Source organism: Mycolicibacterium chengduense (genome assembly GCF_033741155.1).
Lineage (GTDB): Bacteria > Actinomycetota > Actinomycetes > Mycobacteriales > Mycobacteriaceae > Mycobacterium.
Window position 1 is genome coordinate 328,371 of the sequence record NZ_JAWQNH010000001.1, and the last position, 25,135, is coordinate 353,505.

At 67.6% G+C, this 25,135-nt stretch carries 25 protein-coding genes and 1 tRNA gene; 11 read left to right on the plus strand and 15 right to left on the minus strand.

The genetic code is table 11. From position 1 onward, the window contains the following. Positions 1-18: 18 nt before the first annotated feature. A complete protein-coding gene (locus tag SBI67_RS01640) occupies positions 19-1,020 on the plus strand; it encodes a LacI family DNA-binding transcriptional regulator (protein ID WP_318978894.1) in 1,002 nt (333 codons plus the stop codon). A 29-nt stretch (positions 1,021-1,049) separates the two neighbouring features. Then, a complete protein-coding gene (locus tag SBI67_RS01645; protein ID WP_318978895.1) occupies positions 1,050-1,952 on the plus strand; it encodes an aldose 1-epimerase family protein in 903 nt (300 codons plus the stop codon). Here SBI67_RS01645 and galK read toward each other — a convergent pair. From galK to chvE, 5 genes are read right to left on the minus strand one after another with little or no spacing between them, the layout of a single operon-like run. After that, the gene (gene galK / locus SBI67_RS01650) at positions 1,946-3,133 is read right to left on the minus strand and encodes a galactokinase (RefSeq protein ID WP_318978896.1); all 1,188 of its coding nucleotides are present in this window, start codon (positions 3,131-3,133) and stop codon (positions 1,946-1,948) included. The genes SBI67_RS01645 and galK overlap by 7 nt on opposite strands. 38 nt (positions 3,134-3,171) lie before the next feature. Then, positions 3,172-4,311: a galactose-1-phosphate uridylyltransferase gene (galT, locus tag SBI67_RS01655; protein WP_318978897.1), complete on the minus strand. Its 1,140-nt coding sequence runs from the start codon at positions 4,309-4,311 to the stop codon at positions 3,172-3,174. Positions 4,312-4,316: 5 nt separating this feature from the next. Then, positions 4,317-5,564 carry a multiple monosaccharide ABC transporter permease gene (gene mmsB / locus SBI67_RS01660; RefSeq protein ID WP_318978898.1) on the minus strand — a complete coding sequence of 416 codons (1,248 nt, stop codon included), beginning with the start codon at positions 5,562-5,564 and terminating at the stop codon, positions 4,317-4,319. Further along, positions 5,561-7,069, minus strand: coding sequence for a multiple monosaccharide ABC transporter ATP-binding protein (gene mmsA, locus SBI67_RS01665; protein WP_318979542.1), 1,509 nt, complete (start codon positions 7,067-7,069; stop codon positions 5,561-5,563). Before mmsA ends, mmsB begins: the two co-directional genes overlap by 4 nt. Before the next feature lie 32 nt (positions 7,070-7,101). After that, positions 7,102-8,190: a multiple monosaccharide ABC transporter substrate-binding protein gene (gene chvE, locus SBI67_RS01670; protein ID WP_318978899.1), complete on the minus strand. Its 1,089-nt coding sequence runs from the start codon at positions 8,188-8,190 to the stop codon at positions 7,102-7,104. 334 nt (positions 8,191-8,524) lie between these two features. On the opposite strand from chvE, the gene SBI67_RS01675 reads away from it, so the two are divergent. The 3 genes from SBI67_RS01675 (at position 8,525) to SBI67_RS01685 (ending at position 9,919) form a co-directional block, all read left to right on the plus strand. Continuing rightward, the gene (locus tag SBI67_RS01675; RefSeq protein ID WP_318978900.1) at positions 8,525-9,109 is read left to right on the plus strand and encodes a sigma-70 family RNA polymerase sigma factor; all 585 of its coding nucleotides are present in this window, start codon (positions 8,525-8,527) and stop codon (positions 9,107-9,109) included. Further along, positions 9,106-9,807, plus strand: coding sequence for an anti-sigma factor (locus SBI67_RS01680; protein WP_318978901.1), 702 nt, complete (start codon positions 9,106-9,108; stop codon positions 9,805-9,807). Before SBI67_RS01675 ends, SBI67_RS01680 begins: the two co-directional genes overlap by 4 nt. Before the next feature lie 39 nt (positions 9,808-9,846). Then, a tRNA-Arg gene (locus SBI67_RS01685) sits at positions 9,847-9,919 on the plus strand. A 14-nt stretch (positions 9,920-9,933) separates the two neighbouring features. Here SBI67_RS01685 and SBI67_RS01690 read toward each other — a convergent pair. Together SBI67_RS01690 and SBI67_RS01695 are read right to left on the minus strand one after the other, a co-directional pair. Continuing rightward, positions 9,934-11,037 carry a glutamate--cysteine ligase 2 gene (locus SBI67_RS01690; protein ID WP_318978902.1) on the minus strand — a complete coding sequence of 368 codons (1,104 nt, stop codon included), beginning with the start codon at positions 11,035-11,037 and terminating at the stop codon, positions 9,934-9,936. Positions 11,038-11,088: 51 nt separating this feature from the next. Then, positions 11,089-11,220, minus strand: a complete 132-nt coding sequence (locus tag SBI67_RS01695) for a hypothetical protein (RefSeq protein ID WP_318978903.1) — start codon at positions 11,218-11,220, stop codon at positions 11,089-11,091. A gap of 145 nt (positions 11,221-11,365) precedes the next feature. On the opposite strand from SBI67_RS01695, the gene SBI67_RS01700 reads away from it, so the two are divergent. From SBI67_RS01700 to SBI67_RS01715, 4 genes are all read left to right on the plus strand, one after another. Next, positions 11,366-12,559, plus strand: a complete 1,194-nt coding sequence (locus SBI67_RS01700; RefSeq protein WP_318978904.1) for an acetyl-CoA acetyltransferase — start codon at positions 11,366-11,368, stop codon at positions 12,557-12,559. Further along, positions 12,559-14,052 (plus strand): carotenoid oxygenase family protein, encoded by a 1,494-nt coding sequence (locus SBI67_RS01705; protein WP_318978905.1) that lies wholly within the window; start codon positions 12,559-12,561, stop codon positions 14,050-14,052. Before SBI67_RS01700 ends, SBI67_RS01705 begins: the two co-directional genes overlap by 1 nt. Next, complete coding sequence (locus SBI67_RS01710; RefSeq protein ID WP_318978906.1) at positions 14,049-14,933, plus strand: winged helix-turn-helix transcriptional regulator; 885 nt, start codon at positions 14,049-14,051, stop codon at positions 14,931-14,933. The genes SBI67_RS01705 and SBI67_RS01710 overlap by 4 nt, the downstream gene beginning before the upstream one ends. A 93-nt stretch (positions 14,934-15,026) precedes the next feature. Continuing rightward, positions 15,027-15,476, plus strand: a complete 450-nt coding sequence (locus SBI67_RS01715) for an Hsp20/alpha crystallin family protein (RefSeq protein WP_318978907.1) — start codon at positions 15,027-15,029, stop codon at positions 15,474-15,476. A 40-nt stretch (positions 15,477-15,516) separates the two neighbouring features. Here the strand turns inward: SBI67_RS01715 and SBI67_RS01720 are convergent, their stop codons facing one another. Next, positions 15,517-16,098 (minus strand): GNAT family N-acetyltransferase, encoded by a 582-nt coding sequence (locus SBI67_RS01720; protein WP_318978908.1) that lies wholly within the window; start codon positions 16,096-16,098, stop codon positions 15,517-15,519. Next, the gene (locus SBI67_RS01725; protein WP_318978909.1) at positions 16,095-16,511 is read right to left on the minus strand and encodes a hypothetical protein; all 417 of its coding nucleotides are present in this window, start codon (positions 16,509-16,511) and stop codon (positions 16,095-16,097) included. Before SBI67_RS01725 ends, SBI67_RS01720 begins: the two co-directional genes overlap by 4 nt. Positions 16,512-16,553: 42 nt before the next feature. Here SBI67_RS01725 and SBI67_RS01730 point away from each other — a divergent pair, with 42 nt between their 5' ends. Together SBI67_RS01730 and SBI67_RS01735 are read left to right on the plus strand one after the other, a co-directional pair. Beyond that, positions 16,554-17,000: a cupin domain-containing protein gene (locus SBI67_RS01730; protein WP_318978910.1), complete on the plus strand. Its 447-nt coding sequence runs from the start codon at positions 16,554-16,556 to the stop codon at positions 16,998-17,000. Between the two features lie 54 nt (positions 17,001-17,054). After that, positions 17,055-18,704, plus strand: a complete 1,650-nt coding sequence (locus SBI67_RS01735) for an NAD-binding protein (protein ID WP_318978911.1) — start codon at positions 17,055-17,057, stop codon at positions 18,702-18,704. Here SBI67_RS01735 and SBI67_RS01740 read toward each other — a convergent pair. The 6 genes from SBI67_RS01740 to SBI67_RS01765 form a co-directional block, all read right to left on the minus strand. Beyond that, a complete protein-coding gene (locus tag SBI67_RS01740) occupies positions 18,682-19,440 on the minus strand; it encodes a VOC family protein (protein WP_318978912.1) in 759 nt (252 codons plus the stop codon). The two genes, SBI67_RS01735 and SBI67_RS01740, sit on opposite strands and share 23 nt — an antisense overlap. Before the next feature lie 55 nt (positions 19,441-19,495). Continuing rightward, positions 19,496-20,395, minus strand: a complete 900-nt coding sequence (locus SBI67_RS01745; protein WP_318978913.1) for an endonuclease domain-containing protein — start codon at positions 20,393-20,395, stop codon at positions 19,496-19,498. Positions 20,396-20,533: 138 nt separating this feature from the next. Then, positions 20,534-20,965: a type II toxin-antitoxin system Rv0910 family toxin gene (locus tag SBI67_RS01750; RefSeq protein WP_318978914.1), complete on the minus strand. Its 432-nt coding sequence runs from the start codon at positions 20,963-20,965 to the stop codon at positions 20,534-20,536. Continuing rightward, positions 20,966-21,151: an antitoxin gene (locus tag SBI67_RS01755; protein ID WP_318978915.1), complete on the minus strand. Its 186-nt coding sequence runs from the start codon at positions 21,149-21,151 to the stop codon at positions 20,966-20,968. Between the two features lie 9 nt (positions 21,152-21,160). Continuing rightward, positions 21,161-23,569: a cation-translocating P-type ATPase gene (locus SBI67_RS01760; protein ID WP_318978916.1), complete on the minus strand. Its 2,409-nt coding sequence runs from the start codon at positions 23,567-23,569 to the stop codon at positions 21,161-21,163. Next, positions 23,566-25,131 carry a serine hydrolase gene (locus SBI67_RS01765; RefSeq protein ID WP_318978917.1) on the minus strand — a complete coding sequence of 522 codons (1,566 nt, stop codon included), beginning with the start codon at positions 25,129-25,131 and terminating at the stop codon, positions 23,566-23,568. Before SBI67_RS01765 ends, SBI67_RS01760 begins: the two co-directional genes overlap by 4 nt. Between the last annotated feature and the right edge of the window lie 4 nt (positions 25,132-25,135).

Genomic DNA, 25,135 nt, shown 5'->3' on the forward strand with positions numbered 1-25,135 from the left:
CGCGGCAATAATGGAGCGATGAGCCGCAAGCCAGTCATGTCCGACGTTGCCCGGCTCGCCGGTGTGTCACACCAGACGGTGTCCCGAGTGATCAACGGGTCCAGCAGTATCCGGCCCGAAACCCGCGAACGGGTGCAGCACGCCATCGCGCAACTCGGCTACCGGCCCAACAGTGTGGCGCGCGCGTTGGTCACCAGCAAGTCGGGCATCATCGGCATCATCGGCAGCAGCACCGCCCAGTACGGCCCGTCCAGCATCCAGCGTTCGGTCGAGGAATCGGCTCGCGAAGCGGGGTTCTTCTCCAGCTCGGTGACACTGACCGCCGTCACCCGGCAGGAGATCCGCGGCGCACTCGACCACCTGTCCCGGCTCGCGGTCGAGGCCATCGTGATGATCGCGGCGCAGCAGGACGCCCTCAACGTGGTGTACTCCGAGGACTTCGGCGTCCCGGTGGTCGTCGTGGAGGGCGACCTGTCCGGCTCCGGGTTGTCGGTCGGGGTCGATCAGGTCGGCGCAGCCCGCACCGCCACAGCGCATCTCATCGAGCTCGGGCACACCGAGATCGCCCATGTCGCAGGCCCGGACGGCTGGCCGGAGGCGGCGGGCCGCACCAAGGGCTACCTCGACGCCATGCTGGCGGCCCGGCTGGCGCCGCGCCCGGAACACAAGGGTGACTGGAGCGCGGCCCGCGGCTATGCCCTGGGCCGTGACATCGCCGCCGACCGGGACCTCACCGCGGTTTTCGTCGCCAACGACCATATGGCCATCGGCGTGCTGCACGCGCTGGCCGAGGCGGGCCGGCGGGTACCCGAGGACATCAGCGTGGTGGGGTTCGACGATATCCCCGAAGCCCCGTACCTCATCCCGGCACTGACCACCATCCGACAGGATTTCGCCGCGGTCGGCCACCAGGCCATCGCCATGGTGAAGGCCCAGCTGACCGGTGCCGAATGCGAAACCTCGCTGTTGCCTTCGGATCTGGTCATCCGGGACAGCACCGCACCACCCAGGAAGCGCTAGTGCAGACAACCGAACGTACCGTCCACGGCGTGGAATACACCCTGGCGGAAGGGCCGGTCCATGCGGTCATCACCGGTGTCGGCGCGGCCATCAGGACGTTGGCAGTCGGCGGTGTCGACCTCACACCGGGCTACCCTCCCGATCGGCAGCGGCCGTTCTACTCTGGCACCGTGCTGGCCCCCTGGCCCAACCGGGTCCGCGACGCCCGATGGAGCTACCGCGGCACCACCCAGCTCCTCGATGTCACCGAACCGCAGCGCGGCAACGCGCTGCACGGGCTGTTGTGTTTCTCCGAGTACCGCCGCCTCGAGCAGACCGACAACACGGTAACGCTTAGTGCGCAGGTCTTTCCGCAGCACGGGTATCCGTTCCACCTGGACACCAGGGTGACCTACCGGCTGACCGACGACGGACTGCACGCCACACACACCGTCGACAACCTGGGGCAGGATCCGGCGCCGGTCGCGCTGGGCACGCACCCGTTCCTGTGCATCGGCGGTGTCCCGACCTCCGAGTTGACCCTGACCGTGGCCGCCGACACCCATATCGATGTCGACGAACGCCTGAATCCGACCGGCACCAGTCCGGTGCAGGGCGGCTACTGGGATCTGCGGGCCGGCCGCCGGGTGGCCGACCTCGATCTCGACGACGCTTGGACGGGACTGCACATCACCGACGGCGGCAGCCTGCACTCGCTACGGGCTCCCGACGGTCAAACCGTATCCGTCTGGGCCGACGAACAATTCGCGTACATCCAGGTGTTCACCACCCGCCGTTACCCGATGGGTGACCGGTTCGTCACCGCGGTGGCCGTCGAGCCGATGACCGCCCCCGCCGATGCGCTCAACAGCGGGGCGGGACTGCGCTGGCTGGAGCCCGGCGACAGTTGGTCGGCGTCGTGGTCGATCAGCTACCGCGCCGACGGTCAGTAGACCCGGCGCGCCGCCGCGCTGGGAATCGCACAGAGGAAATCCGGTTCCGGAAATCCGTTGTCCCTGGCGGCCCGGCGGGCCGCCTCGATAATGAAGCCGACCCGATCGGACCGGATGAGCGCCAGCGCCGATCCGCCGAACCCACCGCCGATCATCCGCGCCCCGAGGGCCCCGGCCGCCAGGGCGGCATCCACCGCGGAGTCGAGTTCCGGCGAGCTGACCACCAGGTCGTCGCGCAGCGATACGTGCGACGCGGACAGCAGCGGTCCGACGGCGGCGATCTCGCCCGAGCGCAGGGCGGTCGCGGTGGCGGTGACCCGGCGGATCTCGGTCAGCACATGCCGTAGCACCCGCCGCAGCGCGGGATCGTCGGCGTCGGCGCAGTGCAGGACGGCGTCGACATCGTCGTTGTCGTACAGCGCGGTGCGCGGGATGCGGGCACACACGCGTTCCACCCGGGAACGGCGCAGAGCGTAGCCGCCGTCGACCAGCCGGTGCGCGGCGTTGGTGTTGATCACCAATAGCGCCAGTCCAGACGGCCGGCAGTCGAACGGAAGATACTCGGCCCCAAACGTGCTGCAGTCCAGCAGCATTGCGTGTCCGGGTTTGGCGCGCAATGCCACCGACTGGTCCATTCCGCCGGTGGCCGCACCCACCACCACGTTCTCCGCGGTGATGCAGTCCCGTGCCAGCGTGCGCCGGCCCGCATCGTCGGTCGCCGCGCCGAACAACTCGGCGATGGCCAGCGCCGTCGCCGACTCCAGCGCGGCCGAGCTGGACAGTCCCGCACCCTGCGGCACCGACGAGTGCACGGCGATATCGAGGCCGGGGATGCGGGCGATGGTGTCGTGGTAGGTCATCGCCCACGGCACACCGGCCACGTATCCGGCCCAACCGCGGGGCTGGCGCGGCGCGACGTCGGCGACGCTGCCCTCCCAGCCCTCGTCATGCCCGGTGGACACCATCCGCAGCCGGTCATGGTTGTTCACCCGCACCGCGACCGCGGTGGCGTACGGCAGCGCGAAAGGCATGACCTTGGCGCCGATGTAGTCGATGTGCTCGCCGATCAGATTCACCCGACCGGGTGCCACCCACACCCCGTCGGGTCCGCCACCGAATCGGTCCTGGAACAGCGCGGCTGCCCGATCACAAAGCTCTTCGTGCGCAACGGGCTCCACCATGTTTAGCCTGTTCACGACGCGACGAACGGTCGACGTTCTCATGCCACCTCCCGTAACCGATCAGCGATGCGCTCCGGTGTGGTGTCGCTGATCCAGGCGCCCATACCGGATTCCGAACCGGCCAGATACTTCATCCGGCCGGGTGAGCGCATCAGCGAGAACAACTGCAGGTGCAGACGCGCGTGGTCGCGGTCCGGGCCGATCGGCGCCTGATGCCACGCCGCGATATACGGCGTCTGCGCCACCCCGTCGAAGAAGCGGTCCACCCTGGCCAGCAAGTCGAGGTAGACCGCGGCCAACTCCTCGCGTTCGGCGCCCGACAGTGCCGGGAAGTCGGGCACGTGCCGGTGCGGAACCAGCTGGATCTCCAGTGGCCAGCGTGCCGCCGCCGGCACGTAAGCCGTCCAGTGGTCACCGGCGATGATCAGCCGACGACCGGAATGCTGTTCGGCGGCAAGGACATCGGCCATCAGGTTACGTCCGGTCGCCGCGGCGTGCTTGCGGGCCTGTTCCACCAGGGCGCGGGTCCGCGGTGGCTGGAACGGATAGGCGTAGATCTGTCCGTGCGGATGCGTCAAGGTCACCCCGATCTCGCGGCCGCGGTTCTCGAAGCAGAACACCTGCCGCACCTCGGGTAGCTGCGAGAGTTCGGCGGTGCGGTCGGCCCACGCCTCGATGACGGTGCGGGCCCGCCGATGCCCCAGCTCGGCGAAACTGGCATGGGGGTCACTGGTGAAGCACACCACCTCGCAGCTGCCCCGGCCCGGGGCCTGCGGCCACAACGCCTCGCCGTCGACCAGCGGCGCCGTCGCCCCCGCGTGTTCGGACAGCGCCGGAAACCGGTTCTCGAACACCACCACGTCGTAGTCCGGGGCCGGGATCTCGGTGGCCGGCAGGCCGGGGCGGGTGGGTGCCAGCGGTGAGGCGTCGGCGGCCGGCAGGAACGTCCGGTCCATCCGTTGTGCGGCGATGGTGACCCACTCCCCGGTCAGCACGTCATACCGCAGGTGCGAATCGGCCACCAACGGCTCGAGGTTTCTGGTGTCGGTCAGCCCACCCGTCCGCCGCATCCGACCGTCGGCATCGAGTTCGTCGAAGTAGATCAGGCGACGGCCATCGGCGAGGGTGGTCACGGTCTTGCCGACCAGGGCCGACAGCGGCGAAGGCAAGGTGGGCACCGGGTTTACCGTCCGCCCCTGCGCTTGTTGTAGATGTCGAAGCCGACGGCGGCCAGCAGCACCAGGCCCTTGATGACCTGCTGGACGTCGCTGCCGATACCGATGATGGACATCCCGTTGTTCAACACACCGAGCACCAGGCCGCCGATGATGGCGCCGAAGACGGTGCCCACACCACCGCTCGACGATGCCCCGCCGATGAACGCGGCGGCGATGGCTTCGAGTTCGAAGTTGATGCCGGCCTGGGGCGTCGCGGAGTTCAGCCGCGCGGCGAACAACAGTCCCGCGACGGCGGCCAGCATTCCCATGTTGACGAACACCAGCAGGGTGACGCGCTTGTTGCGGACCCCGGACAGGCTGGCGGCCGCGGCGTTACCGCCCACCGCGTAGACCTGACGACCGAACACGGTGTTGCGCATCATGAAGGCGTACACCAGGGTCAGCACCACCAGGATGATGCCGACGATCGGCACGCCGCGGTAGCTGGCCAACAGGAGGGTGACCGCGGCCAGCGCCGCGACGATCCCGACGCACTTGGCGATGAACAGCGTCGTGCTCGAAACGTGTTGTCCGTAGCGCAGTTGCGCGCGGCGCCTGCGGATCTGCATGACGACGGTGGCCACCATCGCGATAGCGCCCAGGATCACGGTCGGCCAGTGGTACAGCGCGGCGTTGCCGAGCTCGGGCAGGAACCCGCTGCTGATCTGTTCCAGGCCGCGCGGCATCGGCGCGATCGACTGTCCCTCCAGCAGGTACTGGGTGGCGCCGCGGAACACCAGCATGCCGCCCAGAGTCACGATGAACGACGGGATGCCGACGTAGGCGATCCAGAAGCCCTGCCAGGCCCCGATGAGCGCCCCCATACCGATGCACAGCAGCGTCGCCAACAGCCACGGCACGTCGTTGCGCACCATGAGGACACCGGCCATGGCACCGGTGAAGGCGGCCACCGACCCGACCGACAAGTCGATGTGACCGTTGATGATCACGATGACCATCCCGATGGCCAGCACCAGGATGTAGCCGTTCTGCTGAATGATGTTGGTGACGTTCAGCGGTTTGAGCACGATGCCACCGGTCCAGATCTGGAACAGCAGCAGGATGGCGATGAGCGCCACGACCATGCCCGATTGCCGCACATGCGACATCAGGAAACGGGACAACGCATTTCCGCCGCGGGCGGGCGCGCCGGAGCCGTCCGGGCTCTGCGGTGGGGCGCTGCCCGGTGACGTTTGCTTGGTGGTGATGGTCACGCGGAGCCTTTCATCATGTAGTGCATGAGGTTTTCCTGGGTCGCTTCCGAGCGGGGCACCTCACCGGTCAACCGGCCCTGACTGAGGGTGTAGATCCGGTCGCAGAGACCCAGCAACTCGGGAAGTTCGGACGAGATGACGAGCACCGCCTTGCCCCGGGCGGCGAGTTCGTTGATGAGCACGTAGATCTCGTGCTTGGCGCCGACATCGATGCCACGGGTCGGTTCGTCGAGAATCAGCACGTCGGGATCGGTGAACAGCCACTTGCTGAGCACCACCTTCTGCTGGTTGCCGCCGGACAACTTGCCGGTGGCGGTCTGTACCGAATCGGTCTTGATCCGCATCGAGGCGCGGAACTGCTCGCCGATGCGGGTCTCCTCGTGGTGGTCGATGACCGTCCGGTGGCTGACCTTGTCCAGTGACGCCAGGCTGATGCTGGTGGCGATGCTGTCCATCAGGTTCAGCCCCAAGGTTTTCCGGTCCTCGGTGGCGTAGGCGATCCCGTTGTCGATCGCGCGCGGCACGGTGCTGGTGTCGATCTCGCGCTCACCCTTGAACACCTTGCCGCCGACGTAGCGACCGTAGGATCGCCCGAACACGCTCATCGCGAGTTCGGTGCGGCCGGCGCCCATCAGCCCGGCGATACCGACGATCTCCCCGGCCCGGACATTGAGGGTGACATCGTCGACCACCTTGCGTTGCTGGTCGATCGGGTGCAGCACGGTCCAATTCGCCACCGAGAACACCACGTCACCGATCTCGCATCCGTCCCGGGACGGGAACCGGTCGACCAGATCGCGCCCGACCATGGCGCGCACGATCTTGTCCTCGGTGAGCTGCTCGTCGACCGGCACGGTGTCGATGGTGCGGCCGTCGCGCAGCGTGGTCACCGAGTCGGCCACCTGCATCACCTCATTGAGCTTGTGCGAGATGATGATCGAGGTGATGCCGTGCTCGCGCAGCTCCACGATGAGGTCCAGCAGGTGGCGGCTGTCCGCGTCGTTGAGCGCGGCGGTCGGTTCGTCGAGGATCAACAGCCGGACATCCTTGGACAGCGCCTTGGCGATCTCGACCAACTGCTGCTTGCCGACGCCGATATCGGAGACCCGGGTCTGCGGGCTTTCCCGCAGACCGACGCGGTCCAGCAGCGTCTGCGCCTCATGCAGGGTGCGGCCCCAGTCGATCACCCCGCGGCGTGCGATCTCGTTGCCCAGGAACATGTTCTCGGCGATCGAGAGGTAGGGCACCAGCGCGAGTTCCTGGTGGATGATCGCGATACCGGCGCGTTCGCTGGAGCGGATGTCCCGGAATTCACACGGCTTGCCGTCGAACAAGATCTCGCCGTCGTAGCTGCCGTACGGGTACACCCCGCTGAGCACCTTCATCAGGGTCGACTTACCCGCGCCGTTCTCACCGCAGATGGCGTGGATGGCGCCGGCCCGCACGGTCAGGTCCACCCCGGACAGCGCCTTCACACCGGGGAATTCCTTGGTGATGCCGCGCATCTCCAACAGCGGCGGGGCGATCGGCGGGGCCGTCACTGAATCTGGTCCTTGGTGTAGTAACCGGAGTCGACCAGCACCTTCTGGTAGTTGGACTTGTCCACACTGACCGGGTCCAGCAGGTAGGCGGGCACGATCTTGTCGCCGTTGTTGTAGCTCTTGGTGTCGTTGACCATGGGTGTGCCACCGGTGAGCACCGCGTTGGATTCCTGCACCGCCGCCTTGGCCAGCTCACGGGTGTCCTTGAACACGGTCTGGGTCTGCTCGCCGGCCACGATCGACTGCACGGAAGCCAGTTCGGCGTCCTGGCCGGTGACGATCGGCAGCGGTTTGGCGGCATTGCCGTAGCCGGAGCTCTTGAGCGCCGAGATGACGCCGCGCGAGATGCCGTCGTACGGCGAGAGCACCGCGTCCAGCCGCGCCGTGGTGTAGGCCTGACTGAGCAGGTTGTCCATCCGGGACTGCGCCAGCCCGCCGTCCCAACGCAGGGTGGCGACCTGGTCGAAGGAGGTCTGGCCACTGCGGACCACCAGCTTGCCGCTGTCGATATAGGGCTTGAGCACGCTCATCGCGCCGTCGAAGAAGAAGGTGGCGTTGTTGTCATCGGGTGAGCCGGCGAACAGCTCGATGTTGAACGGCCCGGCACCGCCGGCGAGGTTCAGTTTGTCGACGATGTACTTGGCTTGCAGGACACCGACTTTGAAGTTGTCGAAGGTGGCGTAATAGTTGACGTTCGGGGTGCCCTTGATCAACCGGTCGTAGCTGATCACCGGGATGTGCGCGTCCGCGGCGCGCTGCAGGGTGTTGGTCAGCGAGGACCCGTCGATCGGCGCGATCACCAGCAGCTGCACACCCTTGGTGATCATGTTCTCGATCTGGGACACCTGGTTCTGCACCACGTCGTCGCCGTACTGCAGGTCGGTCTGGTAGCCCATGGCCTTGAACTGGTCGACCATGTTCTGGCCGTCGGCAACCCACCGTTCGGAGGACTTGGTCGGCATGGCGATGCCGATCGTGCCCTTCTGAGATGTGCCCGTCCCGGCGCTCTCGGTGGAGCGGCCGCAACCGACCGATGCCAGGGCGCCGGCCATCAGCACGGCCACCCACCAGCTCAGTTTTCGCATTTTTCCTCCTGCAGACACGTGGACGCGCTCAGCGCGGCGGGCCCTGCCCGCTCATCGCGACCGCAACATCCAAATGTGAACGTTAACACTCCGCCGTACGAGTATGTGAGCCAACTCACTCGTTGTCAATAAAGCCTGCCATATCACCAGGAAAGCCCTGCCAACGCGCTGTTCGGCGACGGTCGCAGAAGCGACCGAGCGCAGCCGACGATGTGAGCTTTAACAAATTTGGGCCCGCCGACTGTCCGTACCCAACCCATCCGAGCCGGGGGCCGCGCCGAATGCCGATGAGAAACCAATTCGAGGGCGGCCGCCGATGCACAACCACGAACCTATGGGTGGTGTGAGCGTGCTTGACGTTAGGCTACCGCTCGTGAGTGCCGACCTCGACGTCTTGCTGCGCGAGGTCGCCCGTGGTGACGCCGAGGCATTCGCCGAGTTCTACGACCACACCCGAGCCCGGGTGTACGGCTTGGTGGTCCGGGTGCTGCGCGATCCCGGCTACAGCGAAGAGACCACTCAAGAGATCTACCTGCAGGTGTGGCACAACGCCGACTCGTACGATCCGTCGGCGGGCTCGCCCCTGTCCTGGCTCATGACGCTGGCGCACCGGCGGGCCGTGGACCGGGTGCGCTCCGAGCAGTCGGCCAGTCAACGCGAATCGCGCTACGGCGCGACCACCCTCGACACCCCGACCGACCATGTGGCCGATTCGGTGATCACCGCCGACGAACATCGCCGGGTGGTGGACTGTCTGGGCTCGCTGACCGATGTGCAACGCGAGTGCATCGATATGGCCTACTACGGTGGGCTGACCTATCGACAAGTGTCGGAACGCCTTTCGGCCAACTTGGCCACCGTGAAATCCAGGATGCGCGACGGTCTGCGCGCATTGCGTAGTTGTCTGGGGACCGCATGACCGAACCGGTTGAGCACGAGGTGATGACGCTGGCGACGCCGTACGCGTTGCACGCCGTCGACGACGGCGAAGTCGAGCGGCACCTGGCGGACGCACCGCCGCAGGTGGCCCGCCAGTTCGCCGAAGAGGTGGTTGCCGTGCGCGAGGCCATGGCGCGGGCGTCGGCCGCCACCGCCGTGGAGCCGCCGGCCGAACTGCGCGCCAGGATTCTGGCCGCCATCGATCCCGCCCAGGTGCGCGAACTTCGCCCCAAGCGCTGGCGCACGGCCGTGCTGGCCGCCGCCGCGGCGATCATCGTTGCCGCCGGCGGTGTCGGAATCGGTATCGCCCTGCGCCCCGCCACTCCCGCACCGACCACCGCGCAACAGGTGTTCGCCGCGCCCGACGTGCGCACCGTGTCCGGCCCGATCCCGACCGGCGGTACTGCCACCGTGGTGTTCTCCAAGGAGCGCAACGCCGGCGTGCTGGTGATGAACAACGTCGCGCCGCCCGCGGACGGCACCGTGTACCAGATGTGGCTGCTGCGCAGTAACGGACCGGAGTCGGCCGGCACCATGGATCAGGCCGCGGTCGCACCGTCGACCACTGCCGTGCTGCCGGATCTGGGCAATGCGACGGCCTTGGCATTCACCGTCGAGCCGGGCAAGGGTTCGAGCACCCCGACCACCCCGATCTTCGCCGAGCTGCCGCTGACGTAGGTCCGTGGGCCCGGCTTCGGTAAGCTTCCACCGTCCCTGGCCCCCGTAGCTCAGGGGATAGAGCACGGCTCTCCTAAAGCCGGTGTCGCAGGTTCGAATCCTGCCGGGGGCACTTTTTTGCGGTTTTCACCCGAGCCCGTCCAACGTCGCCCGTGCCACCTCGTCGATGACGTCGGAGACTTCTCCTCGGCGCCGCCAGGCCGCCAGGGCTCGGCTGGCACCGTTGCCGTCGGCGCGCACCCGTTGCAACTCCGCGTGCACGGTCTCGTAGTCACCGACGGCCTGCAGCGCGGGTGTCACCTCTTCCAGCATCAGTTCCAGCATCTGCGGCGCCGGCACCAGCGCATGACTGTCGATCAGATCCAGCGCCGAGCCGCTCAAGCCATCGCGTGCCGCCCGCCAGTACGCGGCGGTCAGGGCATGTCCGGACACGGGTTTCACCGGCCAGCCCTGCTCGATATCGTCGAGCACCGTCATCACCAGCCCGCGTACCAGCGCCGCCAGCAGCACGGTGTCCCCGACCGTGGCGGGCACATCGGCCACCCGCACCTCGACGGTCGGAAACTTGGCCGACGGACGGACATCCCAATAGACCATCCCGTCATCAAGGGCGGCTCCGGAGGCACGCATGATCTCCACCAGCGCGTCGTATTCGGCGACACTCTCGAAATGCGGCGGTGGCCCGGCGGTCGGCCAGCGCGCCCACAGCACGCTGCGCCAGCTCGCGTATCCGGTGTCGGCACTGCGGTACACCGCCGAATTCGCCGACAACGCGAGCAGGGTGGGTAACCACGGGCGCAACCGGTTACTCACCTCGATGGCCGTCTCGCGGTCCGGAACCGCCACGTGCACATGGCATCCGCAGATGCCCTGCTCGTGCGCGATCATCCCGAACCGCTCCCCGATCTCCCGGTAGCGCGGCTTATCGGTGACCGGGAAGTGGTGCGGGACGCTCGGTGGGAGGCCGACAGCCAGCAGCCGAGCGCCGGCGTCGGCGGCCGCCTGCGCCGCTCCCCGGCGTAACCCGGCCAACTCCGTTCGCAGTTCTTCGGCTCGATGCGCCACCGACGACGTCGTCTCGACCTGACAGCTGGTCAGCTCCAATTGCAGTTCGACGCCCAGGGTTTCGGCGCGATCGGCCACCTCCCGGTTACGCGGGACGGGTTCACCGGCGCCGGGGTCGACGAGCAGGAACTCTTCTTCGACGCCGACGGTCGGGTGTTCAGCCATGCCCGGGGGATCCCCCGCGCGCCCCCGCCGCAAACCAGCGAGCCGACTGCGTCACCTGCTACCGGACTCCCAGTGTTGCCGCATCCGTTCGATGGTTTGCTCACCGGATCGGTTGATGTCGATGAACAGCCGGATCAGCGCGACGCCGCTGAGCACTCCCGCAACGAAGAACACCACTTCCATGGTCTGGCCTCACCCTCCCCTTTGACGGCACACCGGGGGTTCCCCGTTTTGCTCCCGTTCAATCCCTCGTTTGCCGGAAAGTGTCCGGGCAAGCATGACCACGATTCCGCGGATTTACTCTGTTAGTTGTAGTAGCGTCCGCACGGTGAACTCCGGCGTGTGGATCCTGGGCGGCTATCAGAGCGACTTCGCCCGCAACCTGCACCGCGAGGACGCCGATTTCGCGGTGCTGACCGCCGAGGTGGTGCGCGAGACGCTGGCGGCCGCGACGGCCCCTGGTGCCGCCATTGGCGTCGTGCACGTCGGCAACGCCTTCGGTGAGATGTTCGCAGCCCAGGGGCACCTCGGCGCCATGCCCGCCACGGTCGAGAACCAGCTATGGGACGTCCCCGCCGCCCGGCACGAGGCCGCGTGCGCCTCGGGCAGCATCGCCGCCCTGGCCGCGATCGCCGATCTGCGGGCGGGCAATTACGACTGTGCGCTGGTGCTCGGCCTCGAGTTGGAAAAGACCGTGCCCGGTGACATCGCCGCAGGACACCTCGGGGCAGCGGCGTGGACGGGCCACGAGGGCGCCGAGGCGACGTTCATGTGGCCGCACATGTTCTCGCGGATCGCCGACGAGTACGACCGCCGCTACGGGCTGGACGACCAGCACCTGGACGCCATCTCCGCGTTGAACCACACCAACGCGAAGGCCAACCCGAATGCCCAGACCCGGGACTGGACGCTGGGCGCCGACAACCCGGTGGTCGAGGGCCGCATCCGGCGGCTGGACTGCAGCCAAATGACCGACGGCGGCGCCGGCGTCGTGCTTATCACCGATAGCTACCTGCGCGACCATCCCGACGCCCGACCGCTCGCGCGCATCGACGGCTGGGGGCACCGCACCGTCGGGCTCGGACTGCAGCAGAAACTGGACCGGTCCGCCGCGGATCCGTATGTGCTTCCGCATGTTCGACAAGCAGTGCTCGACGCGTTCGGCCGGGCCCGGGTCACCCTCGACGACGTCGACGGGTTCGAGGTGCACGACTGTTTCACGCCCAGCGAGTACCTGGCGATCGACCATATCGGGCTCACCGGCCCCGGTGAATCATGGAAAGCCATCGAGAACGGCGAGATCGCGATCGGCGGCACACTGCCCATCAACCCGAGCGGCGGCCTGATCGGCGGCGGCCATCCCGTCGGCGCCACCGGCGTCCGGATGTTGCTCGACGCCGCCAAACAGGTCAGCGGTACCGCCGGTGACTACCAGGTCGACGGCGCCACCACGTTCGGCACCCTGAACTTCGGCGGAAGCACCGCCACCACCGTCAGTTTCGTCGTCTCCCAGGGGTTGTGATGTCGGTAGAAGTGTTCGCCAAGTACCTGTCCACCCTGCCCGAAGACGACACCCACCCGTACCGCACCGGAGCGTGGCGGCCGCAGACCACCGAGTGGGACGCCGAGGATCTGCGCGCCGTCGAGGGTGAGATCCCGTCCGATCTGGACGGGATCTACCTGCGCAACACGGAGAATCCACTGCACCCCGCGTTCAAGGTCTACCATCCGTTCGACGGGGACGGGATGCTGCATATCGTCGGGTTCCGCGACGGAAAAGCGTTCTACCGCAACCGATTCGTCCGAACCGACGGGTTCCTCGCGGAGAACGCCGAGGGCGGGCCGCTGTGGCCGGGGATCGCCGAACCGGTCGAGCTGGCCCGGCGGGACCACGGTTGGGGTGCCCGCACGTTGATGAAAGACGCGTCGTCGACCGATGTCACCGTGCACCGCGGGGTCGCGTTGACCAGCTTCTATCAGTGCGGCGATCTGTACCGGATCGATCCCTACACCGGTGCGGCGCTCGGCAAGGAGGACTTCTCCGGCGGATTTCCGTCGGATATGGGCGTGTCGGCCCACCCCAAGGTCGATGACGCGACCGGCGAGTTACTGTTCTTCAACTACGGCAAGCAGACGCCGTTCATGCACTACGGCGTCGTCGACCAGCACAACTCCCTGGTGCACTACGTCAACGTCGAACTGCCAGGGCCCCGGCTACCGCATGATATGGCGTTCACCGAGAACTTCGTGATCCTCAACGACTTTCCGTTGTTCTGGGATGCCGAGATGCTCAAACACAACGCACACATTCCCCGCCTGCACCGGGACCTGCCGTCGCGGTTCGCCATCCTGCCACGGCGCGGCGGCCCCATCCGCTGGTTCGAAGCGGAAACCACCTACGTCCTGCACTTCACCAATGCCTTCGAAGACGGTGACGAAATCGTGCTCGACGGATTCTTCCAGGGCACCCCCGAACCCACCGACGCCGGCAGCGCCGACGGGATGGACATGCGCTGGCAGCGGTTCTTCCGGTACCTCTCCTTGGACGGCATGCAAACCCGGCTGCACCGCTGGCGGTTCAACCTGGTCACCGGGCAGACGCGCGAAGAGCAATTATCCGACAGCCTTACCGAATTCGGCATGATCAACCCCGGATACACGGGCCGCGACTACCGCTACACCTATGCCGCGACCGGCAAGCCGGGCTGGTTCCTGTTCGACGGGCTGGTCCGCCACGATCTGCACACCGGAGCCGAGCAGCGTTATGCCTTCGCCGACGGGGTGTACGGCAGTGAGACCGCGATGGCACCCCGCGTTGACGGCACGGCCGAGGATGACGGTTACCTGATCACCATCACCACCGACATGAACGAGGACGCGTCGTACTGTCTGGTGTTCGACGCCGCCCGCGTCAGCGACGGCCCGGTATGCAAACTGCAGCTGCCCGAACGTGTTTCCAGCGGTACGCATTCCACGTGGGCGCCGGGGGCGCAGCTCCGACGCTGGCGGGAATGACCGAACCCGGTCCGCAGCCCAACGCCGTTGCCACGATGCTCGGGCTGCTCGGTGACGAATGGACCCTGCTGATCGTCCAGCAGTCGCTGTTGGGTGCCCAGCGCTTCACCGACTTCGCCGCGGGTCTGCCGATCTCGAATGCGGTGTTGACCGCGCGGCTACGCAGCATGGCTGCCGACGGGCTGCTCGTCCGGGACGGGCGCCGGTATCTGCCGACCGCGCGAAGCCGGTCATTGTGGCCGGTGCTGGTATCGATCTGGGCGTGGGAACGCGCGTGGGTGCCCGAGCACGCCTTACCGATGCTGCGGCACGCGATATGCGGCGATGAGTGCACACCGATGCTCACCTGCAGCGGCTGCGGCTGCGCAACCACCGAGAAAAGCCTTGTCGCGCAGTGGGGTCCGAGTGGATCGTGGGCGCGGTCGATGCCGGCAGCCAGCACCCGGCGCCGGCATCGAAGCGACGGGGCGGGCCTGTTCCCGCAGACCATGACGATCCTCGGCAACCGGTGGTCGTTCGCGGTCATGGTCGCCGCATTCGTCGGCACCAGCAGGTTCACCGATTTCGCCGACCAGCTCGGCGCCCCGCCGGGTTCGCTGGCCGACCGACTACAGATCCTGGTGGCCAACGGGGTGCTCGACATCCACGACGGCCGCTACCGGCTCACCGAGAAGGGCCGGGCGGTACTGCCAATCCTGGTCACCGCGCTGGAGTGGGCGCAGCGCTGGTTCACCGGCCCGGAGGGCACAGCGGTCGAGCTGACGCACGACGGCTGCGGTGGCGCCTTCCATCCGGTGCTGGCCTGCGATCGGTGCGGGGAGGCGTTGCGGGTCAGCCAACTCGCGCGCGGCGCCCCAGAAATCTCTCCCCCGAGGGACTAGCACTCTGGGCACGTGAGTGCTAAAACGGAGGTGCACAGTGATTGGCTGCCCGCCAGGGTGGCGGGCTCTTAGCGACTGAGGAGGTGGATTGCTGTGCTGCGTTTCGATCCGTTCAACGACCTTGATGCCTTGACCCGGGGTCTACTCACCAGCCAGACCGGATCAACCCGCACGCCGAGGTTCATGCCCATGGACCTGTGCAAGATCGACGACCACTACGTGCTGACCGCCGATCTGCCAGGAGTCGACCCGGGCTCGGTGGATGTCAACGTGGACAACGGCACGCTGACCATCTCGGCGCACCGTACCGCCCGCTCGGAGGATGCCGTCCAGTGGTTCGCCAACGAGAGGTTCTTCGGCAACTACCGCAGGCAGCTGTCCCTGGGCGAAGGTATTGATACGTCCGCCATTTCGGCGACCTATGAGAACGGTGTGCTCACCGTGACAATCCCGTTGGCCGAGCGGGCCAAGCCGCGCAAGATCGACATCGCGCACGGCGGCGGCCAGAAGTCGATCGAGCCGACCACCGTCGAAGCCGGCTGAGCAACGATCGCCGGGGTGGCGGCAACGCCACCCCGGTTGCTCACCCGCGGTCCAGCCGGGACCGCAGGTTGTTGCGCACCGCAGGCCATTCGATATCCAGAATCGAATAGACGACGGTGTCGCGCCGCGAGCCGTCGGGCTGTAGTTGGTGACTGCGCAAGATGCCGTCCTGCTTGGCCCCCAGCCGCTCGATGGCAGCCCGGCTGGCGGAGTTGAAGAAGTGCGTGCGGAATTCCACTGCCACACAGTTCAACTCGTCGAATGCGTGGCCCAGCAACAACAGCTTGGCTTCGGTGTTCACCCCGGTGCGGCGCACCGATGCGCGGTACCAGGTGTGGCCGATCTCCAGGCGCCGGTTGGGCCCGTCGATGTGCAGATAGCTCGACGAGCCGACCACGGTGTGGTCCAGGCTGCGCACGACGAACGGGAACAGATCGCGATCGGATAATCTGGCGCGCACCCAGTCGGCGGCCGTCTCCCGCGACGGCGCGCTAGTGAACCACAGGCCACCGGGGTCGCCGTCGGCCGCGGCGTCGGCGATCTCGTCGACGTGGTCGATGGTCAGCGGTTCCAGCGTCACCCAGCGCGCTCCGGTGAGCACCACTGGCGTTACGAAGCTCATCCGGCGTCGCCCCACGCCACCACCATGGCCAGCACCGACAACACGGCCGCGGCGGCCACCGCGATGGCGGCCACGAACAGCCCGTACCCGGCGGCGATCGGGGCGTGCACGTACAACCGGAAATACCAGCCGATCAACGCCGCGATGACCAACGAAAGAGACAGCGCGGCAGCAGAAGCCAGCCGGGGCGACAGCCGCCGGGCCGCCATCGCGGCCGCCACGATCAACGTCGCGGCCAGCAGCACGATCAGCTGCCCGACGCCGAAACCGGGCGGCGGCAGATCGATACTGCCGGCTTTCCCGCCGATTGCGCTGGCCCGCCCACCGTGGGTGGTGAGCCACGGCAGCCATGCGCTGACCACCACGACCAAGGCACACAGAGCCACCAGCCAGCCGGGACGCAGACGTGCCATACAGCTCAGGTTATCGGGTCGGTGACCGTAGTCTGGGTTGCCATGACCGATCTGCCCGACTGGGCTCGTCAGCTGGACTTGGCCCCGCATCCCGAGGGCGGTTGGTACGCCGAGACCTGGCGCAGTTCGCTGACCATCCCGCAGTCGGCCCTGCCACCGGACTACACCGGGCCGCGCAACGCCGGGACGGCGATCCTGTTCCTGCTGATGCCGGGTCAGCAGTCGGCCTGGCACACGGTGCGCAGTGCCGAATTGTGGCTGTATCACCGCGGCAGCCCGCTGATCCTGGAGGTCGGGCCGACCCAGGACGGGGCGTCCGAGTTGCTCCTGGGCGCCGATATCGCCGCCGGCGAACAACCTCAGCTGATCGTCCCGCCGGGGTTCTGGCAGCGGGCCCGGTCCCGCGATGACGAGCCGACCTTGGTCAGCTGCGTGGTGGTGCCGGGCTTCGATTTCGCTGACTTCGCACTGGCGGCGCCCAGCATCTAACGTTTCCCCCACGGCCGAGCACATGGCCGAGCGAAGCGACGGAGGTGAGCCGGGGTGCAGGGGCACATCATCGTGTGCGGCGCCGATGCGCTGGCCGAGCGCATCGCCGGTGAGCTGCGTGGCGCCGGCGCGACCGTCGTGCCCGTGCAGGATCCGCGCACCTTGGACACCGCCGACGTGCCGTCGGCCACCGCGGTCGTCTGCGTCGGCGAGGACGACGCCGTCAACCTCGAAATCGCACTGCTGGCACGGCAACTCAGTCCGCGGGTACGGGTGGTGGCGCGGCTGGCCAACGGGGTGCTGCGGGAGGCCGTGGCGTACGGCAACGGACCCGGCGCCATCCTCGACGTCGCCGACCTGGCCGCCCCGTCGGTGGTCGAGGCCTGCTTGTCGCGCACCACGCACACCATCGCGGTCGCCGGCATCGACTTCGTCGTCTCCGGGACCGAGGTGCCACGCTCGGGAACCCTGCGCGAGATCTACGGTGATCTGGCCCCGGTCGCGGTGATCCACCGCGACGCCTCGGTGACCGCCTGCCCGGGCCGGGACGTCACGGTGCACGAAGGCGACTGGACCGCCATGATCGGCACCGCCGACGAACTGGCCGCCCAGGGTATCGCTGTGTCGAAACCGTTGGGAAACAACAAGGTGCGTCGGCCGTGGGGGCGGTTGACCGACGCCGTGCGGGTGCTCCGCGACGACATCAACCCGATGTTCTACCGCGCGCTGGCGGTGTCACTGACCCTGCTGGTCGGGTCGACGGTGCTGCTGCGCTACGCCTACCAGCGGCCGCCGGGGATGAGCTGGATCGACGCCCTGTACTTCAGCACCGAGACCATCGCCACCGTCGGCTACGGCGATTTCAGCTTCATGGAGCAGCCCGCATGGCTGCGCCTGTGGGGTATCGGGCTGATGTTCGCCGGTGTCACCACCACCGCGATCCTGGTGGCGTTCGTCGCCGACGTGCTGCTGTCGCGCCGCCTCGCCCAATCCGCGGGGCTGCGGCGGGCGCGGCACCTGCACAACCACGTCATCGTCGTGGGCCTGGGCTCCTTCGGCATCCGGGTGGTCGAGGACCTGGTCCAGGCCGGTTACGACGTCGCCGTCATCGAACGCGACGAGGACAACCGTTTCCTGGCCACCGCCCGCGCCCTCGACGTGCCGATCGTCTTCGGCGACGCCACCGTCCGCGAAACGCTGGAGTCGGCCCGGGTCGGGCACGCGCGCGCGGTGGCCGTGCTGACCGCCAACGACATGGTGAACATCGAAACCGGGATCGTGCTGCGCGAGCACGCCCCGGACACGACCGTGGTGCTGCGGGTGTACGACCGGGTGCTGGGCGCGGCGGTCGCGCAGCGGTTCGGGTTCGAGAATGTGCGGTCCACGGTGGAACTGGCGGCGCCGTGGTTCATCGGCGCCGCGCTCGGCCTGCAGGTGTTGGGCACCTTCTCGGCCGGACAGCATTCGTTCATGGTCGGCGGGGTCCGGGTGGAGACCGGTAGTGAACTGGACGGGGTGCGGATGGCCGACCTGTCCACCCACACCCGTGTCATCGCGATCACCCGGCCCGGTGTCGCGACCCGGCTGCATCCGCGTCGCGACACCCAGCTCAGTGCGGGCGACACCGCGTACCTGGTGGGCCCGTACCGGGAACTGCTGGCCACCTTGGGCAAGGGCCAGGCTAGGACAGCGACGACAGGTTGAAGCCCGCCCCGGTCGGGTCGGTGACCGCGGCCAGCCGGCCGTACGGGGTGTCCTCGGCCGCGCGCACCACGGCGCCGCCGTTGTCGACGATCAGCTGCTGGGTCTTGTCCACATCCTCGGCACCGAGGAAGAAGAACCAGTTCGACGGCTCGCCGGCCGCCATGAACGCGGTGCCGTCCATCACGCCGAGCAGCTGCTGCCCGTCGAATACGGCGGTGCTGTACCGGAATTCGTCGGTGTCCCCGGTGACCTCGGTCTGCCAGCCGAACACGTGCACGTAGAAGTCGAGCACCCTGGCGAAGTCCAGCGTCGTCAGCTGATGCCACACCGGCGCCCCGGCCACGCCGGTAACCTCGGTGCCCAGGTGACCGGTGGGCTGCCACAGACCCACCACCCCGCCACTGGGATCCGACACCATCGCCATCCGGCCCTTGGCCGGGATGTCCATGGCGCCGCCGCAGGTGTTCCCGCCGGCGGCGCTGACCTTGGCCAGGGTGGCGTCCACATCGGCGGTGTGCAGGTAGGTGTTCCAGCGATCCGGCACGCCCCACTGCGGATCATTGGACATCAGCCCTGCAACGGGCTTGCCGTCGACGAAGGCAGTGACATAGCCGCCGTATTCAGGACCGGAGCCTTCGAACGTCCAGCCGAAGACGGTGCCGTAGAAGCGTTGGGCAGCCTCGAGATCAGAGGTGGCCAGGTCGATCCAACAGGGTGCGCCGAGTGGAGTAGTCATGCCGGTGTTGACCGGCCGGGCGCGCGAAACTCATCGCGGGCGGGTTTGTGCGGTTTCATCCGCGACGCGCCGGGCGGGCCGGATGAGTTCGCACATTCACGGTGCATCCACGGCTGCGCAGTGCCGTCGCGACGCGCGGCAGGAATCGCCGATCCCGGAGCAGCCCGGCACTCACCCGGATGACGGTCCACCCGAGGTCTTCGAGCATGGCGGCGCGGTCGATGTCCCAGGTCCGCTGCCGGGCGTCGGTCCAGTGCTGCGCACCGTCGTATTCGACCGCGACGAAGTACTCAGGCCAGCCCATGTCCAGGCGTGCGACGGCGTAGCCGAACGCGTCGCGCACCTCGATCTGGGTATCGGGAACGGGAAAACCCGCTTGTACCAACATCAGTCGGGTTAGGGATTCGTAGGGCGACTCGGCGCCGCCGTCGACGAGCGGCAGCACCCTACGCAACTGTTTGCACCCGCGTGCCCCGGCGTAGCGCCGCGCCACCTCTTCGATGTCGACGACCTTGACGTTGGTCGCCGCCATCAACGCATCGACACGCTGCACCGCCTCGGCCACATCGCTCGCCCATCGGGCTAGATCGAAGGCCGTCCGGGCGGGCGTCGTCATCACCATGGGGCCGCAGGTCAACTCGTCGGCCTGAATGCGCTCGGTGTGCACCGTGATCGACGGTGGTGGTCGGCGGTTGCCGTGCAACAGCTGCGCGGGTTCGCCGGTCTCGACCCACTTGGCTCCCAGCATCGCCGAGGCCGACAACCCGGCGACGACGCCGTCGCGGCCGGACCACAGCCAGGCCGCGCGAGCACGCTGCGGAGCCGACAGTTCGATACCGCGCGGCACCCACACCCCGGGGTAGACGGCCTCGTAGAACCGGCGGAGTTCGCGGAAGGTCAGGGCGCCGGCGTCCAGCGCTTCGGCGGCTCGAAACGGCCAGTCGATCGCTTGCATGGCCCGACCATCGCAGCGACCTACGACGGATCTCGGCCTGCTCGCGTCAGTTATCCACAGGGCAGGTGCCGCGAATGTGCGGTGTCATCCGCTCGACGCGGCGCGTCGCGGATGAAACCGCACAAACGCGGGCCAGAGCTAGGAGAACAGCACCTTGAACTTCTGCAGCGACTCCTCGATGTCGGAGCGCAGGGAGGCGGCCACCACCATGCCGATCGGACCGAACAACGCCGGCCCGCCCAGGTGGATGTCCAGCTGTACCGTCGACCCGTCGGAGACCGGCTTCACCTTGGCGATCAGCTTGACCTTCACCCCGCCCTTGCCGTCCCCGTTGAGGGTCATCGACTCCGGCGGCCTGTAGTTCACGATCGTCCAGTTCACCCGGTTGGCCATGCCCTTGACCTCGACGATCGAGTCGATCCGGGTGCCCTTGTCCAAGGTGTCGGGCAGCGGCGAACGCCACACCCGGTGGATGCTCAGCCATTCCTTGAAGCGGGATAGATCCGACGCGGCTTCCCACGCGTTCTCCGGGGCCAGCGGGACGTCGATGGAGACCGATAGCTTGGCCATCTACGCCGAGGTGTTGGGGTCGATGTTGCGCGCCGCGTTCTTGGCCGCTTCCTGCGCCTTGTCCACGATGCCCTGGTACTTGTCGCCGGTCTTCTCGTCCACGATGTCGCCGACCTTGTCGATCGCGGCGTCCACCTTGTCGGCGTTCTCGGCGATCAGGTTCTTCGCCTTGTCCAGAAAACTCATGGGCTCACCTTATCGCCACAGTTTGCGGGGCTCACCGGACAGTCGGCCCTGAATCCACCACAACACCTCGACCACCGTGGCCGCGACCACACCGATACCCAACGCCATCGACGTCAGCGCGGCATTGCTGGGATCGAGCATGAACTTCTCCTGGGCCAGCGGCAGCGCGAAGATGATCACGTACGCCAGCGCGGACACCGCCACCAGGGCCACCCGCCACCACTGATAGGGGCGGGCCACCACGGCCAGCACCCACACCGCACCCACCAGCAGGGTGATCAGCGCGGCAGTGGAGGCTTGGGTCTGCTCGACGGGCGTGGCGTTGCGGCCCTGATAGGCCAGCAGGTAGCAGACGAAGGTGGCCACCCCGACGACGACGCCGTTGGGCAGCGCCGAGGTCATCACCCGGCGGACGAACCCGGAATGGGCCCGCTCGTTGTTGGGCGCCAGCGACAGGATGAACGCCGGGATGCCGATGGTGAACCAGGCGGCGATGGTGACGTGGATCGGCTGGAACGGGTACAGCAGCGGATCGGAGCCGAAGATCTTGGCCGACAGGCCGCCCAGCCCCACCAACGCCGCCAGCAGTACCGAGTACACCGTCTTGGTCAGGAACAGGTTGGAGACCCGTTCGATATTGCCGATCACCCGCCTGCCCTCGCCGACGACATAGGGCAGGGTGGCGAACTTGTTGTCCAGCAATACGATCTGCGCCACCGCGCGGGAGGCCGAACTGCCCGATCCCATGGCCACGCCGATATCGGCATCCTTGAGTGCGAGTACGTCGTTGACGCCGTCGCCGGTCATCGCGACCGTGTGCCCACGGGATTGCAACGCGTGCACCATGGCGCGTTTCTGGTCGGGGCGGACCCGGCCGAAGGTGGTGTATTCGTCCAGGGCGTCGGCCAGTTGCTCCGGTTCCTGGGGCAGCCGGCGGGCATCGAGGGTCTCGCCGTGCAGGCCCAGCGTGCCGGCCACCGCGCCGACCGACACCGCGTTGTCGCCGGAGATCACCTTCACCGAGACTTTCTGTGAGGCAAAGTAATCCAGCGTGTCACGGGCGTCGGGCCGGACCCGCTGTTCCAGCACGACCAACGCGACGGGGGTGACGGCGCCGGGGGCATCTGCCGCGTCGACGGAGCGGTCCGAGGAGCCGAGCAGCAGTACCCGCAGGCCTTGGGCCCCGATCCGTTCGGCCTCTTCGGCTTCGGCGGACGCCGGGTCGAGCAGCACATCGGGGGCCCCGATGACCCAGTTGCCGTGTTCGCCGTAGGAGGCCCCGCTCCATTTGGTGGCGGATTTGAACGGCGCCGACGCGGTCTGGGTCCAGCCGGGCGGCATCTTGTAGGCCTCGGCGATGGCGGCCATGCTGGCGTTGGGGCGGGCGTCGTCGGAGGCCAACTGGGCCAGCACCGTGGCCACATCCTCTGTGCCAATCCCTCGGTCGCTGCGCTCTTGCCCGCCGGCGTTCAAAGACTTGAGATCGCTGACCCGCATCCCGTTCTCGGTCAGCGTGCCGGTCTTGTCGGCGCACACGACGTCCACCCGGGCCAGGCCCTCGATGGCAGGCAGCTCCTGCACCAGGCACTGCCGGCGGCCGAGTCGCACCACGCCGACGGCGAATGCGATCGACGTCATCAGCACCAGCCCCTCCGGGACCATCGGCACCAACGCCCCGACCATGCGCAGCACCGATTCTCGCCAACCGACACCGGTGGTGAACAGCTGGGTGTAGATAATCAGCGCGCCGGCCGGCCACAGCAGGTAGGTGATGAACTGCAGGATCTTGTTGATCCCGCTGCGCAATTCGGATTTGACCAGGGTGAACTTGCTGGCCTCTTCGGCCAGTTTGGCCGCATAGGCTTCCCGCCCCACCTTGGTGGCCCGGTATGCCCCGCTGCCGGCCACCACGAAACTGCCCGACATGACGTGATCGCCGCGATCTTTGTGGATCGGGTCGGCCTCGCCGGTGAGCAGTGATTCGTCCACCTCGAGGTTGGTCCCCTCCAGAACCTCGCCGTCGACGATGATCTGGTCCCCGGGCCCGAGTTCGATGATGTCGTCGAGGACGACCTCGTTGGGGGCGAGTTCCTTGGTCCCGGATTGCCTGCGCACCAACGGTTTCGTCTGCCCGACGATGGCCAGTCGATCCAGGGTCTGCTTGGCGCGCAGTTCCTGGATGATGCCGATGGCCGAGTTCGCGACGATCAGCAGGCCGAACAGCCCGTTGATCACCGAGCCGGTGGCCAGCACGATGGCGAACAGCACGCCGAGGATGGCGTTGATGCGGGTGAATACGTTGGCCCGCACGATCTCCGACACGCTGCGCGCGGCGCGGCTGGGCACGTCGTTGGTGTGCCCGTCGGCGACTCGCTGGGCGACCTCGGCATCGGAGAGGCCGCTGATGACTGTCGTCATTTGGTGAATACCGCCTCGTCGTAGTACTCCAGCGTGAGCTTCGGCCCGTCGAAGGTGGCCTTGGAAATGCTGCCGGGCGGGGAATTCTCGGTGATCATCGCGAAGGTGAACGTGTTGCCGTCCCAGTGCCTCAGGTCGACGCTATCCCCGCGCGGCCCCAGTGTCAGGGTGAGCCGGCCGTCGCGCTCCGCCACGACGGCCGGGCCCCAGTAGTCGTTGCGGTAGCTGCCGACGTACCGCGACAAGGGCTGGGCGGGGGCCGGATGTGCAGGCGGCTGCTTGCCCACCAGTGACCCGACCGGGTCGGACAGCCCCGTGAGGGCCTGGTGGTACAACCCGTACCAGTCCTCCCGCACGTCACCGAACTGGACCAGGTCGGCGAATTCGGCGGTGAGCGCCTCGGCGACACCCGACGGGGTGGCGTTGGTCAGGGCGACGATCCCCACATCCGCCGACGGCAGCAGCAGGATGTTCGACCCCGCACCGAGCTCGAATGCACCGGAATGGCTGAGTTCCACCCGCGCGCCCGAGGTCGTCCCGACGTTGAACCCGAAACCGTAAGAGCCCGTACGCATCGCGGGTTCTGCGGGCGGATTGGACACCACCTGCGGGCTGAGGGCGGGCAGCAGCGCCTTCGGGTCGACGATCGACCGGCCACCGTAACTACCGTTCGCCAGCACCATGGCCAGCCAGTGCGTCATATCGTTGACCGTCGAGCTGGCGCCACCGGCCGGGGCCTGTTGATCGGCATCGCGGACGAACTCCGGTCGATACCCGCCGTCGACCCGGATATGCCCGACGGCGCGGTCTTTGCGGGCTTGGTAATCGGCGAACCGGAAACTGGTGGAGGTCATGCCGAGCGGGCCGAACAACGTGTCCTGCCCCAGTTGATCCCACGGCCGTCCCGCCGCCGCGGCCACCGCCTCGGCCCCGGCTGTCAGACCGAAGTTGGTGTAGGCGTAGGAGATCCGGAACGGGTCCAGTGGAAGTTGGCGCAGCTTCTCCAGCACCGCTCGGCGGTCGTAGCCCAGATCCTCGAGCAGGTCGCCGGCGTGGTCGGGCAACCCGGAGCGGTGCGAGAACAGGTCGCCGACGGTCACCATGCGGGTCACCGCGGGATCCGACAACGCGAACCACGGCAGCTGCTCGACGACGGGGGTGTCCCAGCCGATGGTGCGCTCGCCCACCTGACCGGCCACCACGGTCGCGCTCAGCGGTTTGGACACCGAGGCCAACTGGAAGACGGTGTCCGGCCCCACCTTGTTGGCCGCATCGTCACCGCCACGATTGTCTTTCACACCGAAGCCCTTGGCGTACACGGTTTTTCCGCCGTGCACAACTGCGACCGCGAGACCGGGGATACCCGACGTGCGCATCAGCTCCTCGGCGATGCCGTCCAGTCGGCCGACGGCGTTCTCGACGGCATTGTCGGGCAAGGGCATTGCCGGCACCAGCGGCGGCGGCAGCCCGGGCGGCGCCGGTTTCGGGGTATCAGCGGGACGCGGTGCCGCGCAGCCGGCCAACACCGCGACCAGCGCGACGCCCAGCAGTATCCGTCTCACAGGC